This is a genomic window from Polynucleobacter sp. HIN6 (genome assembly GCF_030297575.1).
Lineage (GTDB): Bacteria > Pseudomonadota > Gammaproteobacteria > Burkholderiales > Burkholderiaceae > Polynucleobacter.
The window spans coordinates 1,366,681-1,389,075 of the sequence record NZ_AP028137.1 but is presented as its reverse complement, the minus strand read 5'-3'; the positions used below and the strand labels follow the sequence as shown (position 1 = coordinate 1,389,075).

The 22,395-nt window shown below is 48.4% G+C and carries 2 protein-coding genes (1 of these 2 only partly in view); one reads left to right on the top strand and one right to left on the bottom strand.

Annotation, left to right across the window (positions count from 1 at the left end; genetic code table 11):
• Positions 1 to 426 precede the first annotated feature (426 nt).
• Positions 427 to 636, bottom strand: coding sequence for a hypothetical protein (locus QUE66_RS06875; RefSeq protein ID WP_286223320.1), 210 nt, complete (start codon positions 634 to 636; stop codon positions 427 to 429).
• Between QUE66_RS06875 and QUE66_RS06870 the strand changes: the two genes are divergently transcribed.
• Positions 629 to 22,395, top strand: partial view of an autotransporter-associated beta strand repeat-containing protein gene (locus QUE66_RS06870; protein WP_286223319.1) — the 5' end (the start) only. Its footprint extends 24,643 nt past the window's final position; the window shows 21,767 of its 46,410 coding nt (coding positions 1–21,767); it begins with the start codon at positions 629 to 631; its stop codon lies beyond the right edge, outside the window. The two genes, QUE66_RS06875 and QUE66_RS06870, sit on opposite strands and share 8 nt — an antisense overlap.

Genomic DNA, 22,395 nt, shown 5'->3' with positions numbered 1-22,395 from the left:
TTACAAAAAATAGCGTTCATTTTTGCCAATAATGAGGAGTAAAAATCGGTGCTTTTGATGCTTAATTTGCTTAAATTTTAAGCAGCTTTAATGGACTCGTTTTTGTCCTTTTTCACAAAAATCAGCCCCATCTAGAAATCTCATGAATTTGCCCAAACCTGATACTACAAGGCTTAGCGCTTACCCTTTCACTGGGATGGCTTTTTGCGTGTCGTTTCTGTTAACCTTAGGGTGTAGTCCCAATAGCTAGCAAGCCATATCCAGCTTAGTTTTGCGGACTAAATCCAGTGAGTTTTTTTAATCTAATTAATGAACCAAAAGTACGAATTATTTGAAGACAAATGCTGTAACTTTTCTGATGGAGACGTATCACTTTTCTCTGCGTAGCGCGAGAGATGTCTTCCTCTTGTTTTCTTCAAATCGTAGTCATTCATTCTCAGTCGCAAATTTCATTTCATCGATTTCAATTTCCAAAAAACTCCAAAAAGAAATTTTTGTTGTTTTCTTAATCGGCTCGCAAACGCATTTTGCGATCGCGCAAAATAATCCAAACACACTTCCCACCGGCGGAAAAGTTGTCGCTGGATCAGCAACGATTTCGCAAACAGCGAATGCTACTTCTGCAACGATGAACATCAATCAAACATCGCAACGCGCAGTGGTGAATTGGGACTCGTTTAATGTCGGTAGCAATGCGCAGGTAAACTTTAATCAACCGAATAGCAGTGCAGTTATTCTCAATCGCGTAAGTACTGGTGCGAGTCCATCGGTGATCGATGGTGCACTCAAAGCCAACGGTCAAGTGGTCTTGGTCAACCCCAACGGCGTGACCTTTGGTAAGGGCGCCCAAATCAATGCGGCCGGGGTGGTCGCCACCACCATGGATATGGCCAATAAGGACTTTATGGAGGGTAAATCCACCTATGCGGGTAATGGCAAGGGCAAGGTCCATAATCAAGGCACGATTAGCACCAACGACCCCAATGGCTATATAGCTCTCCTGGCACCTGAGGTCCGTAACGAAGGCTATTTATTGGCCCAAAAAGGTCCCAATAACACCATTGCCATGGCCGCGGGCGAGCAAATTACCCTGGATTTCCGGGGAGATCGCTTGATGCGCGTCTCCGTGGATATTCCCACCTACAACGCCCTGATTGAGAACAAGCGCGTGGTCGAGACCAAGGGCGGCCTAATTATTGTCGCTGCCGGATCTGCTAGAAACCTGATGAACTCAGTAATAAACAATAAAGGTGTCATTACTTCTAGTAATATGGTTGAGAACGGTGGCGTCATTGAGCTCGTTGCTGCCAACGTGACCCAAGCGGGTAGAGTCAGCGCCAATGGCAAAGGCGAGAACAGCACCGGCGGTCAGATCAATGTCGTGGGCGAGACCATTACGCTTGCGTCAAACTCTGTAACCTCGGCAACCGGTAAAGCAGGTGGTGGTCAGATTGAAATCGGTGTTGGCAAAACGATTGCTACGAACACCACTAGCGCACCCCATGTCCAAATTCAAACACAGTTGGCAAGTGCCGTTGCAAATAATGTAATTAATAATTTTGCGAACACCGCTGTAACTGCAGCAGCAACACAAACACAAACTCAAACACAAACATTACGCTTAGATCAACTCCAAGCATCTGCGCTTGCGAAAGCGCAGGCCGCGAGTGATGCGAAACAAATGGCCAAGACCGTCACGATTGAAAGTGGTGCACGTGTTAATGCATCGGCAACCAACACCGGCAATGGTGGCTCGATTGTGATTTGGAGTGAAACAAAAACTGTAGTGGCAGGACTCTTACAAGCACTCGGTGGTAAGAATGGTGGCAATGGTGGCTTTATTGAGACAAGCTCTAAAGGTGAAGTACTCCTTGGTAAGACGTTTACTGTTCAAACCAATGCACCCCGCGGACAAACGGGCCGTTGGCTCTTAGACCCGATTGATCTCACCATTGATCGCACTGCTGCGAATGTCATTTCTGCAGCATTGACTAACAATAACGTGAGTATTGCTGTGAACGGCAATACCTGTCCAAGCTTAGGCAGCTGCACCCAGAATGGCTCTGGTAGCTTAACGCTTGCGAGTGGCGCGGATATCTTAAAAGAGGGCAACACACTCACGACGCTGACGCTTACTGCATCGGGTATTTTTAATCTCAATGCCAATATTAGTGGCGCAAATCTAAACGTCATCATCAACAGCTCGATTGCATATCTCAATGTCGGTACGAGTATTGATGTCAATCAAGTAACCGTGCAAGCACAAACGATTTACGCGAACGGCAACATCACCGCACGTGGTGGCTATGCAAGTAATAGCAATAACAGCATTCGTGCCGCGATTGAGCTGTTAGCGCAAGCGCTTTATATCTCGGGACGTTTGAGCATTACACAAGCGAGCACGAACACATCAACGAATACTACATCGACTGCACTTACCATCAATGGCACGGTGGTGCGGCGTGAAGATTTACCGCAATACCTCACGCAACAAAACAATACATTCGATCTCAATGAAATTGTGTATGCCACAATCGCTGCAAATGATGCAAATATCGTTAACGCGCACAGCAATGTGATTGATTTGTTTGCAACTCAACAGATCACAATGACAAGTAGTGCAGAAATTCGTGCAAATGGTACCACCGGTGGTGTAATTTATTTTTCTGCGCCACAAATCAACACCCAAAATGGGTCTTTAATTCAAGCGCATGGCAATAATGGGCCTGGCGGCGTGATTGCATTTACCGGAAATCAAATCAATTTAGCGGGAACCGCGACTGCCAATGGAAGCAGTGGAGGTTTTGTTGCCGTTTCTGGTGATACAGCAACATTCGACAGTGCAACATTGATCCAAACCAATGGTAGTGCGGGCCCTGGCGGTACTATCAACGTCGATATTGAGAATCATTTGCAAATCAATAGCGCGCAATTACAAGCCAATGGCACCACTGATGGTGGATCCATTCGTATTTTGAGTCGTGCAGGCAACATTAATCTTTACGATTCACTCATCCAAACCAATGGTGGCAGTGGTCGTGGAGGTACGATTGAAATTTCTTCAAATGCAGGCCGTCTAAATTTTGATAGCACCATTTATTCAACTGGTGCAACTGTTGGCGGAACAGTTCAATTAACCGCAAAACACATTCTTCTCGATTCAAATTCAATTATCAATGTCACTGGTGACTTTGGTGGCGGCTCTGTATTGGTAGGTGGTGGTTGGCAGGGCACTGGTAATGTATTTCAAGCAACAACGGTCGCTATGAGTAGCGGGGCATCGATTGATGCAAGCGCTATCCTGAATGGTAATGGCGGTACAGTAGTTTTGTGGAGCAACGTTGCTTCAGAAAATTCATTGACCACTGTAAAAGGTTGGATTTTTGCAAAAGGGGGCCTATTTAGCGGAGACGGTGGTCAGATCGAAACATCTGGCTATAACTTAAGTGTTGACAATGCTTTAATTTCTACTCAGGCTCCAAGTGGAAAAATTGGTGAGTGGTTATTAGACCCTCGGAATATCACTATTAGTTCAGGTTCCGATTACGGCACCTCCTCCTTTACAGCTTCGGCAGACAGTGCTGTTATTAATGTCACCACTCTAACAAATGCATTGGCAAGCAGTAACGTTACTGTGTTCACAGGATCGACGGGGAATACTCAAGCTGGAAATATTACAGTGAGTAGCGCAATAAATGTCGGTGGTGCTAATACACTTACCTTGCGTGCTGCTGGCGATATCGTTATCAATGCCGATATCACGCGTTCATCAACGGGTGGATTAATTCTTCGCACGGGCTCAGGATCAGTTTCTGGTTCAGGCAGTCTAAATCTGAGCGGTGGAACAACTCTCGAGTTGTCTCATGGAAGTACGGTTTCTAACAATATTGTGGTTGGAACTGGTGGCGCCATCATCAAACTATTCCAAGAATTAGATCTTCAAGTCCTTGTTGTTGCTGGCGGTGGCGCAGGTGGAGGAAGTGCTTGGGCCGGTGGAGGTGGAGGCGGTGGTGTTATCTACGGAAATACTTCTTTAGGTTTGGTAACAACATCCATTACGGTTGGTGCTGGTGGATCGGGAAGAGCTGATTCTAGTTATCGTGGCGCTAATGGCGGTAACAGTCAATTTGGCACCACTGCGATCGCATTAGGTGGTGGTGGTGGTGGTGGATATGGATGGGGTAATGATGGTGTAACTGCAAATGGTGCTGCAGGGGGTTCTGGTGGTGGTGCGGGAGAAGATAATTACACATCCCAAATGCAGGGAGGCGCAGCATCAATCCAAACGGCTCCCAGCGGATGGACGGCCTATGGAAATACTGGCGGAAGCGGTTCATATACATCCGGAGTTCAAGCTGGCTCTGGAGGCGGTGGAGCTGGGTCATCTGGAGGAGGTACTTCAGCATACCGAGTGCCTGGAAATGGCGGTAACGGAATTACTTTCAATATTTCAGGATCAAGCCAAACTTATGGCGGAGGCGGGGGCGGAGCAACTTGTTGGAACTGTGGTACCCAGGGTTCAGGAGGATCTGGTGGTGGTGGAGGTGGGGGTGATAGCCTAGGCACATCTGGCACAAATGGATTGGGTGGTGGTGGTGGTGGCTCACAAGGCGTTACAAATGCCTCTGGGGGATCTGGTGTTGTCATTGTTAGATACGCCGGTACAAGTGCCATTGCAACGGGTGGGACGGTAACAACATCGGGCAATAGTCGAATCCATACTTTTTCGACGGTTGGTAGCTCTAATTTTGTTATCAATGGCTCATTCTCTGCTTCATTAACCGGCACCATTTCAGGAGAAGGTTCGTTAACGGTTAATGCTACTGGTGGATCGATCACTTTAGCTGGTGCTAATACCTATGGCGGTTCTACTAGCGTTACAGCAGGTATTCTTCGAACAGGTTCAAATAGCGCACTACCATCGACGACTGCTTTAACTATTAATAGTGGAGCAACTCTGGATTTGTGGGGGTATTCGCCCTCGGTTGGTTCGCTATCTGGCGCTGGAACGATCATATCAAGTAGGATTCCTGCGGAATACAGTCAAACTGGATTATTAGTTTTTCTGAACGCAGAAGATAGTACCTCTTATTCAGGATCAGGATCTACATGGACCAACTTAGCTAATGGCGCTTTAAATGCGACCATTGTTGGAAGTCCCACCTACAACTCTGATGGTTATTTCACATTGAATGGTACGAGTCAGTATTTTGATTTAGGAACTAATTCGTCTTTAAATTTCACATCAAGCTACACTCTAAATCTTTGGGTTCGATTGCCCAGTCAAGTGGATCCAGATCACAGTACATTAGTTAGTCGGTATAACTATGGCGTTGCTGGAAACTATTTATTACGTGTCAATCAAAACGGAAAGCTTGGAACCTATCACAATATCAGTCCTTGGGGATTTGCCTCTACAAGTTCAATAACTACCAATTCGCTATCTCTTGTAAGCGTTATATATAACGGTTCGACTCTTACAACTTACATCAATGGAGTTTCACAAGGATCCTCTAATATCGGCATTGTGGGTGCTTCCACAACAAAAACATTAATCGGCGCCGCATTGAATAGTGGAGCTACCGATTATTTCTTAAAAGGGGATGTGCATGCTGTTCAAATCTATAACACTGCATTAACTTCAACCCAAATTGAGACGTCGGCCCAAGGAGCAAAGCTAACCGTAGGGGGGAATAACGCGGACAGTACATTCTCCGGCGTTATTGGAGGGGCATCCTCCAAAATTGTAAGTTTAATTAAAGATGGTACTGGCACCCTTACTTTGGGTGGCAACAATACCTATAGCGGAGGCACCACGATTAGCGCCGGCACTCTCAAAGTTGGCTCTGCAACTGCATTGGGTGATTCCAGTGGCGCAGTCTCTATTACCAGTGGTGCGGTCTTGGACCTTAATGGTCAAACCATGACGAATACCAATGCCCTTTCCATTAATGGCACTGGAATTGTTAGTGGTGGCGCACTTATCAATAGCAGTACTAATGCTGCTACATACGCAGGACTAGTAACTCTTGTAAGTACCAGTTCAATTGTTGGCGGTAGCGGCACTATTGCACTAACTAATGTAGGTACCATTAGCGGCACCTTTAGTCTCACCTTGGGTGGCGCTCAGGGGGGTTCCATCGCCTCGATTATCGGTATTGGCACTGGTACCCTCACCAAAGCTGATGCAGGTACGTGGGTACTATCCGGGTCGAATACTTATACGGGTGCTACCACCATCAGTGCGGGTACTCTTCAAATTAGTGGATCTGGTCAACTTGGGTCTGGATCTTACTCTGGATTAATCACAAATAATGGCACACTTTTGTATTCATCAAGCGCTGATCAGATTCTGTCGGGCGCTATCAGTGGGACGGGTGCCTTAACTAAAGACACAGATTCAAGTTCAACGCTGACACTATCAGGCCTAAATACCTATAGCGGCACAACGACGATTTCTACGGGGTACTTAGCGTTAGGTGCAGACAATGCGCTTTCCTCAGCCAGTGATTTAGTACTTAATGGCACCCTCAATCTTGCTGGATATTCGGCAACGGTTGGTTCCTTATCAGGCTCCGGCACAATTACAAACGCTCTGAATATCTCCATGAGCAGTTTGATTTGGTATTTTGATGCCGGTAATAATCAATCATACTCAGGCTCTGGCAGTACATGGACCAATTTGAGTGGCGCTGGATCCAATGGCACGATTTCTGGCACCCCCGTTTACAACGCTTCCAATAAGACGATTACCTTTTCAGGCGATGACTTTGTAACGGTGGGCGCAACGGGATTAACAAACTTTACCTCCGGCCTCACCATTTTTTCAAAAGTTAATCTTGGAACGGCAAATGATTGGGAGCGAATTATTGATATTGGGAATGCTAATAATAGTAATAATATTCTCCTGGCACGTGCTGGTACAACAAATAATTTAGCATTCCAAGTCCATAACGGCGTGAATCAAGCAATATCGCTAGACTACGTAATTACCAATGGAGTGGTCAATAATACGCTTACCACCTATGCCGCAACATTATCGGCAGCGGGTGTTCCTGCCGCTTATGTCAACGGGACTGCAGGGGGCTCAATTATTACTGGCACTAACACAGTACCAACCAATATTGCTCGTAGCTCGAACTTCATTGGTGAAAGTAACTGGGTAGCAGATTCTCTAATGCTTGGTGATGTTGGAGTTGTTTTACTGTACGCAAGACCGCTATCTGTCGCGCAAATTTCTGCGTTGAATACGGAAGTTAATCGAACGATTTCAGCATCTACGCTGACGGTTGGTGCTTCATCGAATACCACTTTTTCTGGGGTCGTTAATCATGCGGTCGCTGAAATTGCAATTGTTAAGCAAGGGTCGGGCACCTTAACACTCTCCGGTACCAACACCTACACCGGTACCACCACCGTTAATGCCGGAACCTTAGCGATTACCAATGCTTCCGCTTTAGGAACGACTGCCGCTGGTACTACCATTGCGAGTGGCGGCACACTCGATATCCGCAATGTCAGCATAGGGGCTGAAGCATTCACCATTAATGGTGGCACCTTACTCACAAGTACTGGCACCAGTAGTCTTTCTGGAACGGTAGCTTTAGGTGGAAATGGCACCGTCACCGTGGATGGCACGCAACTCACCCTCAGTGGTGATATTTCAGGTAGTAATGCACTGACCAAATCTGGATCTGGTCTCCTAATCGTTGGTGGTGCTAATACTTACAGTGGTGGTACCACCATCAGCGCCGGTACTCTCAGAGTGGGCTCAGCCACCGCGCTTGGTAATTCCAGTGGCGCCGTATCGATTACTGCAGGCGCAGCACTGGATCTGAATGGTCAAACGATGACCAACACTAACGCTCTAACAGTGAATGGCTCTGGAATTAGTAATGCTGGAGTAATTACCAACTCAAGTTCTTCAACTGGAACGTATGCTGGCGCAGTTAGCTTAGGAAGCGCATCAGTAATCGGAAGTACTACTGGAGCAATCACAATCACAGGCACAATTTCTGATAGTAGTAATTTCGGCTTAGGTTTCGTTGGTAATCAAGCGATTACGCTTAGCAATACAAGCAATACTCTTGCCACGATTGCATCGGGATCCTCCCTGGGCGCCTTAACAATTGTGAACGCTGCAAATCTAAGTATTGGATCAGTCACTGCAAATAGCGTTACCTACAATGGAATTAATTCTACGGGCAGAATTTCAATTCAAACAACGCGTGATTTAACTATTTCTCAGAATGTAGTAACAACGAGCACATCAGCAGTTGCAGCCACCCCAGCATTATTGCTAGCAGCCGGAAGTGCCGATGGTGTTGGTAATGTCACATACAACATCAAATTGAGTGGTTCACCAACCCTCACCGTTGGTTCTGGCGGCATCGCCAACCTGTATTCGGGTGGTACGGATGAAAGCACTGGCTTATCAACCTACATCGATACCAGGACACCTAAGTCATATACCTATAGTGCGACTTTATCAACACAACCAAGTAGTGCTGGATACAACGTGATTTACCGTGGTAGCCCACCTGTGATTTACCTCACGATTGTGGATGGGCAAAGTAGCACCTATGGAACAGCAAGCGCCTTAAGTTTTTGGTACTCCTCAAGCCCAACCTTGTATGGTGAAAGCTATGTACCAAGCTCTCTTTCTGCATACGGCACTGTTCAAAGCTTTACTGCTGGGCAAAGTTCTATTTCACTCACTGGCAGTTTAAGTGGCACTATTGCGATTAGTACTGCGCTGACAGCGGCCACGAGTGCAAATACCTATAGCCTGACCTTAACACCCACGCTCACGCTCTCGGGTTCAAGCTCAACCTTCCAAGCGGGGACTGCTAAGAGCTTTACCGTTAACCCCAAAGCATTGAACATTAGTATCACGAAGGCATACGATGGAACCAATAGTTATACCAATGCCCATTCCTACACCTTAACGGGAATGGCCAATAGTGAGAGTGCGCCAACGATTAGTTCAGGATCAGCCACCATTAATACGGTCAATGTCACGAATACACCAGTCACCTCGTTTGATAGCAATACGTTTGCTTTAAGCAATAGCAACTACACCTTGACCGGTGGTACGGTCAGCGCTGCAATCACTCAACTTGCCTCGGTAACGTACACGGGCGCAAGCGGCGGACTCTGGTCCTCGGGTGCGAACTGGACAGTGACTGGTGGTGTAGCGACTGGCGCCACACCAACTTTGGGTAACGTTGCCACCGTGGTCATTCCCAGTGGTGCATCGGTGACTTACAGTGATGCAATGGCTGGCTTGGCACCAACCAGTGCAACTGCGATTACCAATAATGGATTAGTTACCTTCACAAACACCAGCGCGGTCACCTTGCCCAGCGCGATATCTGGAACTGGGCAAGTCACACTATCTAATAGCGCACCTTTAATTTTGAGTGGTAGCAATTCGTATAGCGGTGCTACCACGATAAATGTTGGCTCGACCTTAAGGGCAGGAAGCACCGGCGCACTCTCTAGTAGTTCTGCATATGTGATCGATGGCACCTTAGATCTAGCAGGCTACTCCGTATCTGCTGGATCAATTGCAGGGGCAAGTAGCGGCGTGATTACTAGTTCTGCTACTGGCACACCAACCTTGACCGTAGGTGGCAATAATTCCAGTACCACCTTCTCGGGAGTGATTGAAGATGGCTCGGCAAGTAGTGTGGCGCTCACCAAAGCTGGAACTGGTGTTTTCACACTTGCTAATGCGAATACCTACAGCGGCCTCACCACCATTAACGCAGGTACGCTAAAGATTACTGATGCTGCTGGATTGGGTTCTACGACTGGTGCCACGACGATTAACTCAAGTGGTGTGTTGGATTTGCATAATGTGGCCGTTGGCACGGAGGCCGTCACACTGGCGGGCGGCATACTTAAGTACGTCACGAGTAGCCTTGCGGGGAACATCACACTAACGGCTGATAGCACTATTAGCGCCACTAATGCTGATGACACCCTTACCTTAAGCGGTGTCATCTCTGGTGGTTTTGGAATAACCAAAACCGGTTTGGGTCTCGTGGTCCTCACCAATGCAAATACCTATACGGGCGCTACCACCATTAGCACAGGTACATTGAGCCTTACTGGTAGTGGCTCTATTGCTACCTCCTCGGTTGTCACTGCCACCGGAACCTTTGATATCAGTGGCACAACTTCTGGCGCAAGCATTAAGAGCTTAGCTGGTGCCGGCTCAGTCAATCTCGGTGCGCAATCGTTATCGCTAACCGCGGCCAATAGCGATAGCTTTAGCGGTTCGATAAGTGGTACGGGCGGTAGCCTCACCTTAGTATCCGGTACCCAAACCCTCTCTGGAACCAGCACCTACTCAGGTGGAACCACGATTAATGGCGGTACCTTGATTGTGACCGGTGCTTCTGCGTTAGGATCTTCTGCTGGAGCGCTTTCTATGAGCGCAAGTGGTGTTTTGGATTTGCGTACTGCGCTTACCGTCGGTAGCTTGACCATGGCCTCGGGTAATACCGTCATTAATACCTCCGGTACCTCGAGTCTCGCAGTGAGCGGTGCGGCGACTCTGGGAAGCGCAATCACAACTTCGGGATCGCAAACCTATAGTGGTGCCGTGACCTTGATTACAAACTCCAGTCTCAATACAACAGATAGCTTGATTAGTTTTGGCTCAACGCTCGATGGTGCATTTGGCTTAACTGTGAGTAATGGCAGTGGCTCGATCACACTTGGCGCAATTGGTGCCAATACGCCACTCACCAGCCTGACTTTGCAAGGCACCGGTAGCAATACTTTGGGTGGCAACATTATCACCAGTGGTAATGTTGATTTAAAAGGTAGTTCGCGTACAACCGGATTCTCAGCAGATCGAACCATTACCACCAGTTCTGGCAATGGAAACGTTACTTTAGGGGAAGTAAATAGCGCCTTTGGCTTAACGATTAACGCGGGTAGTGGCACGATTAGTGCTGATGCCATAGGAACAAGCGCTATGGGAACAAGCCAAGCTTTGGCCTTCATTACCTTTAGCGGAACAGGTATCAATACCATTGGCGGCCTTGAGTTGCGAAGTAGCGGTGCTATTGATTTGGGCTCATCCCGAACCACTAATGTTGCAAATAGCCAAACCATTCGTTTTGACACCAGTCTAAATGCTGGCGCAATAACGATTGCAGCGGCACAAACCTTGACCTTGTTCTCTGTTTCCGGGGATGTTAGCTTAACTAGTATCACGGGCCCAGCTTCAGGAACAAACGCGAATATTACATTTGCAAATGGCGGCATAGTGACGGTGAGCGGCGCCATTACTACTGGAATCGGAACGCTCTGGCTCAATAAGACCACCGGTAACGTGAGCTTTGCCGGGTCCTTGCAAATCTCGCAACTAAAGACCGATGCAGGTTCAAGCTACAACATTAGTATCACCGGTTCGACAAACTCCATTACGAGTTTCTCTACAAGCACGCCCTTTGAAACCAGTGGTACGCTCACCATTGGTGACTCAGCTAGCGACACCTTTACATATGCCGGCGGTTCATTTGCACTAACATCACCTTCGTCCTTGAGTTTAGGTGGCACCATTACCACCAGTACGAGTTCAGCGGGAGCAGGCTATATCACTTTAGGAAGTTCTACGCCTGTCACCCTGAATGCGGATTTAACGTTTAACAGTAGCGCTAGTAATGGTGCAATCACCATTGCAAGGGCAATTGCCGGTGGCGGAAAAGGACTTACCTTAAATTCAGGAACCGGCACCATCTCAATCACGGCAGCTCTATCAGGAATGGGTAACCTAACGTTTATTGGCAATAAAATTGATTGGTCATCCACCGTGGATGGCACAGGCCTACTCACCCTAAGACCATCAACGACAAGCAATTTAATCCATGTGAATGGATCCACCGATGCCACATCGAGTATTTTGGATATCACTGATACAGAGTTGGGTAATTTGGGTTCTAACTTTAGCGGACTCGTATTTGGTGGCGCATCACAAAGCGGTAATATTTTCTTAAAAGCAAATTTATCAAGATCCGTTCCTGTTACATTCCAAACATCCGGAATCATTTATCTGGAGGGCAATTTCACGGGTAGCGGTAGTGCTTCACTTAGTCTTACTGGCCCGGTACAAATTAGCGCCTCACGGACTTTAACCGCAACAACTGTAACAACAAGCTCTACGCTCACCACCGTGAGTGCCGCAGCGTACGATCTCAGTATTAGTGGTAATGCTGTGTTTGGCGGTGCGATCACAAGCGTTCGTAATTTAAGTGTCTCGGGGACTACATCAATCGCCGCGAACATCACCACTAGTGGTACCCAAGGCTATACGGGAGCAGTGACACTCACTGGTACTGGTGCAACTCGTACCTTGCAAGGCACCACGATTACCACGAGTTCCACCATTGCTGGTGGAACCAATGCACTCACGATTACTGGTAACGCCGTCTTTGGTGGGGCGATTACGGATGTCACCACTCTCAGTGTTTCAGGTACCACATCGATCGGTGGCAACATCACCACCACCGGCACCCAAGGCTATACGGGAGCAGTGACGCTTGCAGGTGGGGATCGAACCCTCCAAGGCACCACGATTACCACGAGTTCCACCATTGCTGGTGGAACCAATGCACTCACGATTACTGGTAACGCGGTCTTTGGTGGGGCGATTACGGGAGTCACCACTCTCAGTGTTTCGGGGACTACCTCGATTGGTGGCAATATCACCACCAGTGGTACGCAAGGCTTCACTGGAGCAGTAACCCTCTCTGGCGGTGATCGAACCCTCCAGGGCACCACCATTACCACGAGTTCTACCATTGCTGGTGGAAGCAATGCACTCACAATTACTGGTAATGCTGTCTTTGGTGGGGCGATTACGGGAGTCACCATCCTTAGTGTTTCAGGTACGACATCGATTGGCGGCAACATCACCACCACCGGTACCCAAGGTTATAGCGGAGCAGTAACTTTAACCAACGCAGTGACGCTCACTACAACCAATAATTTAATTACCTTTGGCAGTACGGTAGATAGTGATGGTTCAACGGCACGTAATCTGACGACTTCTGTCGGTACGAATGGCGTGACCTTCACCGGCGCAGTTGGTGGCGCCCAAGGCTTAGGCAATATCTCACTTACCGGTACTGGCATCACTACGTTTAGTAGTACCGTTCGTGCCACGGCGCTTACCCAAAACTCCACCAGCGGCACGACCGCCATTAATGGCGCCTCCATTGATACCACCGGGGGTGCGCAAACCTATAACAATAATGTCACGCTAGGCGGTTCTTCCGATAAGACCCTAACCGCCACTACCGCAACCTTTAACGGTACCGTTTCCGGTGCATTGGGATTAACAATCACCGGCAATGCAGTCTTTGGAGATGCCACTGCGGATACCGTCTCCCTCACGGGTAGCAATAAAAATCTCTCCGTGAGTGGCACGACCGCCATCAATACCAATGCCATCACTACCAGTGGTACGCAAACCTACAGCGGTGCTGTCACTGTCAATACGGCGACTACCTTATCGGCTTCTGGTATTACCACCAGCTCTACCCTTGCAGCTGGCGGTAACAACCTAACCCTCACCACCGATGCGATTGCTTTGGTTGGTAGCCTAAGTGGTACAGGTAATTTAGTGATTCAGCCCAAAACGACCACCACGACGATTGGCTTGGGTACATCAGCTAGCGGTAGCCTGCACCTAAGTGATACCGAACTGGCTCTTCTACCGGGTACTTTTTTTAGTATCACCTTCGGTAGTACCGCAAGCACAACGGGTGCGATTGCTATTAATACCGCCTATACCTTTACCGATCCGCTTACGATTCAGAGTAGTTCTGGAACTATTACCGCTACCAGTGCGCTTAACACCGGCACTAATAGCCTAACGATCTCTAGCGGTGGCGCAGTAAGCTTAGCCGCAATCACATCGGGTACTCTCGCAGTCACGGGATCTGGCGTCTCTGGCATTACGCTCAACGGCAACATCACCACTAGCGGCACCCAAGGCTATACGGGAGCAGTGACGCTTGCAGGTGGTGATCGAACCCTCCAAGGCACGACGATTACCACGAGTTCCACCATTGCTGGTGGCAGCAATGCACTTGCGATTACTGGCAATGCCGTCTTTGGCGGGGCGATTACGGGTGTTACTACCCTTAGTGTTTCAGGTACGACATCGATTGCTGCTGATATTACAACTTCCGGGGCTCAGTCTTATACAGGTAATGTTGTGATTACCGGTACAAATGTGAATTTATCCTCTATGGGTAATTCGAGTACTGGAGCGAATATTAGCTTTGGTGGAAATATTAACGGTACTAATGCCAATGCTAATAATTTATATTTATTAAGTGGCGTTGGTGAAGTTGAAATCGTTGGAAATATCGGAAATTCGATCGCTCTTGGTTATATTGGCTTTGGAGGCTCAGGCAGTTATTCTGCCCCAGTGAATCGATCATTTACGTATACGGGAGGCACACAAACATACATAGTTCCAGCTGGCGTTACATCTATTAATTTCATCGCTAGTGGCGCGTCCGGTGGAAACGTGACAGGAAATAATGTTACTGGCCCGAATAATTTAGGCGGTGATGGCGGTAAGGTCGAGGGTAGCTTGTCCGTAACGCCTGGTCAAACTTTATATATTTACATTGGTGGGGCAGGTGGTCAATTAACTGCTGGCTGGAATGGTGGAGGGACTGGAACATATTGGGGTGGCGGCACCTATGGCGGAGGGGGTGGAGGGGCAACCGATGTACGTATTAATGGAACCGCCTTAAGTGATCGTGTAATTGTTGCTGGTGGTGGCGGTGGTGCTGGTTACAACAATTGCTGTTCATCGGGTGGTGTTGGCGGCGGCCTTATTGGTGGTAATGCTTCTGCAACTGGGAGCGCATTCTACGGATATGGAGGTACTCAATCGGCTGGTGGATCATTTACCAATAACGGTTATGGGGCAACTGCGGGCTCGCTTGGTCAGGGTGGAAATGGCGGTAACTCCGGATGCTCTTCCGGTGGCAGTTGTCCGGGTGGCGGCGGCGGCGGTGGCTACTATGGCGGCGGCGGGGGTCCGGTCGGCGGCGGCGGCGGCGGCTCTTCTTTTACTAGCCCAACACTTGTTAGCTCCGTAACCCACACTCAAGGTACCAATAGAGGTAATGGATCTCTAACATTTACAACCTCGGGGGGAGACTCCTTTACAGCGGGTTCCCAAACAGGTGCGGTACGAATTACTGGATCAATCAATGTTAGCGGAATCCAAAGTGCTGCAACAGCATTTGATTTAGTCTTAGGACTGGCAAATAACAACTCGACTATTGGATCAGCTACCACATTTAATAACACTGGCGCTTTGACCATTGGGTCAGCTGGATCAACCCGTACCTTAACAGTGACTGGTGCACTAGTCGCAACAGCGAGCAGTTCACTCAGGATTGGCTCATCAATTACTACAGCAGGTGCACAAACCTATCGAGCATTGGAGGTTCAAACAAATAATCTAACGTTTGATAGTAATAGCTCTTCGAGTAATGGGGCAATCAATTTCAATAGCACACTAAACAGCACAGCGACAAATACATTTAATTTAGATATAACAACAGGCTCAGGCAACATCACCTTCACGGGTGCAGTGGGTGGTGCGCAAGGATTAGGTAACATCTCTTTAACCGGCACCGGTACCACTACCTTTAGCTCTACGGTAGTCGCTAGCAGCGTGGTGCAAAACTCCACCACCGGTACTACCGCTATTAATGGTGGTTCGATTAGCACTAGTGGTGTGCAAACCTACGGAAACCCTGTTACGCTAGGCGCAGCCACCACTCTTAGTAGCTCCGCCTCCGGCAATATCACCTTCTCCTCGACCGTCAATGGCGCCAAGGATTTAACGGTAAACACCTCAGGCGCTACCGTCTTTAGTGGCATCGTGGGCGGTAACACCAACTTAACCTCGATCACCACCGACGCTGGTGGTACGGTCTCTTTTGGTAATAACATCACCACTACTGGTGCACAAACCTATAACGATGCCGCCACACTCACTGCAGCGGCGATCCTCTCGGCTTCTAGCATCACCACGGGCTCCACCTTTGCTGCCAGCACCTTTGCGCTCACCCTCACCACGGATGCGATTGCCCTAGGTGGCAATGTGAGCGGTAGTGGTGCTTTGGTGATCCAACCCAAGACAGCTACAACCACCATTGGTATTGGTAGTAGTATTACCTCCACCTCCTGTGGTGGGGCAGCATGCAGCTTAGCGATTGACGATACGGAGTTAGCTCGTCTAAGCGATGGCTTCTCATCCATTACCTTGGGTAGTTCCTCGGGTACTGGTGCGATCACTTACACCACTACCACCAATTACACCTTTAATGATCCGCTTACGATCCGCAGTAGCACAAGCAGTGCTTTAGGAACGATCACCGCAACTACTGCTCTTAATACAGGAGCTGAGAGCTTAACCATCACCAGCGGTGGGGCAGTCACTTTAACGACGATTACCTCCGGCACCTTAGCGGTTACGGGTACTGGTATTACCCTGAATGGCAACATCACCACCACCGGTACCCAAGGTTATACGGGGGCGGTGACCCTCTCTGGCGGTGACCGTACCTTGCAAGGCACCACCATTACCACGAGCTCCACCATTGCTGGTGGAACCAATGCACTCACGATTACTGGTAATGCCGTCTTTGGTGGTGCGATTACGGGGGTCACTAACTTGAGCGTCTCGGGGACTACCTCGATTGGTGGCAATATCACCACCAGTGGTACCCAAGGTTATACGGGAGCAGTAACCCTCTCTGGTGGTGACCGCACCCTGCAAGGCAGCACGATTACCACGAGCTCCACCATCGCCGGTGGAAGCAATGCACTCACGATTACTGGTAATGCCGTGTTTGGTGGTGCGATTACGGGAGTCACTACCCTCAGCGTCTCGGGGACTACCTCGATTGGTGGCAACATCACCACCAGCGGTACGCAAGGCTATACGGGAGCGGTGACACTCACTGGTACTGGTGCAACCCGCACCCTGCAAGGCACCACGATTACCACGAGCTCTACGATTGCTGGTGGAAGCAATGCACTCACGATTACTGGTAATGCCGTGTTTGGTGGTGCGATTACGGGAGTCACTACCCTCAGCGTCTCGGGGACTACCTCGATTGGTGGCAACATCACCACCAGCGGTACGCAAGGCTATACGGGAGCGGTGACCTTGGCAGCTAATGCAACACTTGAGAGCTCCGCCTCCGGCAATATCACCTTCTCCTCGACCGTCAATGGCGCCAAGGATTTAACGGTAAACACCTCAGGCGCTACCGTCTTTAGTGGCATCGTGGGCGGTAACACCAACTTAACCTCGATCACCACCGACGCTGGTGGTACGGTCTCTTTTGGTAATAACATCACCACTACTGGTGCACAAACCTATAACGATGCCGCCACACTCACTGCAGCGGCGATCCTCTCGGCTTCTAGCATCACCACGGGCTCCACCTTTGCTGCCAGCACCTTTGCGCTCACCCTCACCACGGATGCGATTGCCCTAGGTGGCAATGTGAGCGGTAGTGGTGCTTTGGTGATCCAACCCAAGACAGCTACAACCACCATTGGTATTGGTAGTAGTATTACCTCCACCTCCTGTGGTGGGGCAGCATGCAGCTTAGCGATTGACGATACGGAGTTAGCTCGTCTAAGCGATGGCTTCTCATCCATTACCTTGGGTAGTTCCTCGGGTACTGGTGCGATCACTTACACCACTACCACCAATTACACCTTTAATGATCCGCTTACGATCCGCAGTAGCACAAGCAGTGCTTTAGGAACGATCACCGCAACTACTGCTCTTAATACAGGAGCTGAGAGCTTAACCATCACCAGCGGTGGGGCAGTCACTTTAACGACGATTACCTCCGGCACCTTAGCGGTTACGGGTACTGGTATTACCCTGAATGGCAACATCACCACCAGCGGTACGCAAGGCTATACGGGGGCGGTGACCATTGGTAACTCTATTACGTTAGCTTCAACAGGAGCATTGACAGCTGGTAATAACATTTCGTTTAGTAGTACGGTCAATGGCGCAAGCGCCAATACTCAAGCGCTGACTATTAATAGTGGCTCTTCTGGAACTATCAGCGTGAGCGGAGCTATTGGAGCAACTTCTTTATCGACGCTAACAATTACCAATTCGGGCGGCGCGACATTTAGTGGCAGTATTACCACGGGGACGAGTGTTGTTATTACAAATACTTCTTCTAGTGCTTTGATTTCTTTTAATGGCAATCTCACAACTGCGACACTCACTGTCAGTGGTACTGCTAATACTTACAACGTTCGTTTAATTGGAGCAACAAATTCAGTTACCAATAGCGTTACCTTTGCCAATACCGGAACCTTGGTCTTGGGTGATGCGGCAAGCGACAGCTTTACTTTTAGTGGGGGAGTTACCGCTACAGAGCCCAGTAGTATTACCCTCGCTGGAAGCTTTACTAGCGGTAATAACTGGAGTGTTGGTGATAGTAATACGGGCGTGACCCTAGCAGCTAACACATCAATTACCACTGCTGCAGCAAATGCCAACTTAACTCTGGGCGGGGCAGTGACGGGGGCCACCTACACACTCACTCTCAATGCTGGTACGGCCACTATTACGTTTGGTAGTACAGCTTCTGGTCTGGGGAATACCTCATTAACAGCTAATGAAATCAATTTCTCCGGTAGCTTTGGCGGAACTGGAACGCTCACAATTGTGCCTGCCACATTATCGCGGGACATTTATTTAGGCTCGGCTGACAATACAACCAATACTTCCGTTCTGAACTTAACAACAACTGAATTAGGGTTTCTGGCAGACGGATTCTCCGCGATTACGATCGGTGGTGAAAGCTATACGGGTAATTACAGTTCACAGGCAGCTTTAAGCTTTAAAGATCCGGTTACGTTCACCTCTTCGGGAACCTTTACCTTAAGTCATAACCTAGCAGCAGCCTCTTCAACCAACGCAGCATTTACGATCAATGGACCGCTCACATGGAATGGCGGAGACATTACCACCAGTTCCGGTTTGATTAGCCTCAATGGCAATATCACTTTGGGTGGTTCGGATACCCGGACGGTTTCTAGTACCAGCGGTATCGTTACCGTGGGCGATGCTACAAGTGATGCCGTCACCGGAAATGCTACCAATCTGACGATCAACAGCGGCAGTGCGATCACCACGATAAATGCCGCACTCAATAACATTGGTGCGTTGGGATTGGGTACTAGCTCACAAACTGGGGCGATTACAGCAAATGAAGTGATAAGCGCACAAAGTTTGTCAACCGGTAATACAGCATACAACCTGGTTTTCAATAGTGGCTCAAACGGAACCTCTTCAGTTGTTAATGCCGTGACATTCAATAACACAGGTGGTCTGACACTCGGCAATGAAGTTGGTGATGTCTTCCTGTTTTCAGGTGGTTTAACTGCTACTGCACAAAATCCTATTTATCTATCAGGCACAATTCGTACCACTGGAAATCCGATCGCTATTGGTGGAGCAAGCTCAACCACTTATTTAATGACAGATGTCACGCTAGATACAACGAATGATGGTGCCGTTCCTGCAGGCGGTACCATTACTTTAGCTGGCTCAGTCTCATCCTCATCCACTCAATCTGCAACATCGGCAAGTGATTGGACTGGTGGCACATCTTATTCTCTAGGCATTTGGGGGACTGTAATTGGTCTTTATGGCAAAGATGGAGAGATCTCGAAAAACTTTGTTTTAACCGGGGCAACTACATTTACATTTAATCTTTACATCGTTGACTCATGGGATGGCGAGGTTTTCCGTATGTATGCAAATAATTCTCTGATTATTAATCAATCATTCCATCACAATACATTCGTTAATTCCCCAATCACCGGTTCTTCCGGAGGTTATTCTTGGACCATCACTCGGGTTTCAGGTGATTCGAATGCTAACTTGGTTGCATTCGGGTGGCCTGATCAACGCTTTACAGTTTCTTTAACTACGCCATCAAATGTTGGAAATTTAGCACTTAGGATTAATTCCACCCTAGACCAGGGAAATACCGATGAGTCTTGGGCGATATCAGGATTTAGTTCTACCACATCATCAAATGGATCGTTAGCACTTAATTCAGGCTCAAGCACGATTTCATCAAGTGCTACGATCGGTTCCTCTGGCGCAGGCATTAAAGCTTTGACAATTACCAATTCTGGTGGTGCCAGTTTTTCAGGTGGCGTTAATGTAGTTAATGCCACTACGATATCCAATTCTACTAGTGCTGCAAACATCACCTTTTCAGGAGGTCTAACAACAGGATCTTTGGTAACAACAGCAAATCCTTATAACCTAATAATCAGTGGCGCGACAAATACAATTACATCTGCAACATCTTTTATAAATACTGGTACTTTGCAAATCGGAACATCAAGCACAAGTACTAACACCTTCTCAGCTGGCTTTACTGCCACTGCACCAAGCTCCGTCACTCTTGCGGGCACAATCACCAGCAATGGCACTACCTCTATTGGAGATGGTGGTACGGCAATTACATTAAGTGCCGATACCACAATTAATACTTCTGGGGCCGCTTCCGGCTCACGGAATCTGACTATAGGTGGAGCTGTGTCTGGTGCCAACAAGACTCTTACCCTATCCACTGGAGATGGCACTCTGTCGACCGTTGATCTTGGCCTAAGTGGCACTGGAAACGGTCTTGGTGCGATCACCATTACCGCGGATGAATTTAACCCCACTGGAAATTTATACGGTCAATCCACATTAGCTATTAGGCCAAGCACCAGTGGAAAAGCGATGACTCTTGGCGGTACCGATAATACAACGGCCGCACTTGATCTCACCCCAACAGAACTCGGTCTGATTCAGCCTGGATTTACTGGAATCACCTTTGGTTCCAGTACCACTGGCGCAATTAGTACCTTATCAAATCTCAATTTTTCGAGCCCAGTAACCTTTGATACGAATGGCACCGCAGCTGTTTACCTCGGAGGCGATTTAACCGGCGGGGGTTCTTCTTCCTTTACATTTGGCGACAGCGTTGTGATTACTGCATCGACGGTTACGGTTCAAACTGCAAATCAGGCTGTTACCTTTAATAGTTTCTTAGATGGCACAAGTAGTCGTACACAAAGTCTAACGCTTAATGTTGGCTCAGGCAGTGTGACGTTTAATGGACCAATTGGCCAAACATCTGATTTGAAAGTATTTACTTTAGAGGGAACGGGCACCTATACGATTAATGCCCCAGTCAATACAGAATCGATTGTTACTGGAGTTGGCGGTACGACAGTGATTGACACCGCTGTTGTTGCGACCATTGGTTCGCAAACCTATAACAATGCATTATTAATTAAGCGTAATACCACTATTTCAACCACTAATGCAGCTATCACCTTTGGCTCCACAGTAAATACAGATTCGAGTGCAACTACACCAACCCTTTCCATTAATTCAGGTTCGGCTACAACTACCTTTAATGGCGCAGTCGGCGGCGTGAAAGTACTAGGCACCACCTCCATTACCGCGGGCTCAGTGGTTACTGGCGCAAGCGGCTCCATTGCGATGGGTGCAAGCACACTCTCAATCACCGCTGATGTAATTAGTATTGGTGCAAATATTTCGGGAACTAACACCCTAACCATTGCTCCAAGAACTGCATCAACGACCATCGGTTTGGCGGGGGGAGTAGGTGATCTAAATCTCGATACGACTGAGCTCAACTTGATGCAAGACGGCTTCTCATCCATCACGATTGGTAGTGCCACTGCTACTGGCAAGATCACAGTTGGCGCTTATACCTTTAAAGATTCCCTAACCCTGATAAATGGTGGTGCGACCTCCAATGGTGGCATGCAATTTACGGGAGCAGTTTCTGTCTTGGGCGGCACCATTGGTGCGAATAATAATTTAACCCTCCATACGCGCGGCACTGTTACTCAAGATAGCGGGGCAAACTTGACGGCTACTGGCCTCGAACTCTTAGGTACGGGAGGTACCTACACACTGACTAATACCGGCAATGCAATTACCACCTTAGCGGGTAATACCGGTACCGTATCGTTTACTGAAGACAATAACTTTGCAATTGGTTCTGTGAACACCACCAATGGTCTAACCACCAGCGGTAACCTCACACTGAGCAGTACTGGCACAGTGACGCAGAGTCAAGCGATTACTGCTGCTGGCCTAGAACTCTTGGGTACGGGCGGCACCTATACACTGACTAATACCAGTAACGTCATTACTACCTTAGCGGGTAATACCGGTACCGTATCGTTTGCAGAAAATGGTAACTTTGCAATTGGTTCTGTGAATACCACCAATGGTTTAACCACCAGCAGTAACCT

Bases quoted from the DNA above. Each gene is read 5' to 3' on its own strand.
- QUE66_RS06875 (WP_286223320.1), bottom strand. From the start codon at position 636: ATGTTCATCGTTGCAGAAGTAGCATTCGCTGTTTGCGAAATCGTTGCT.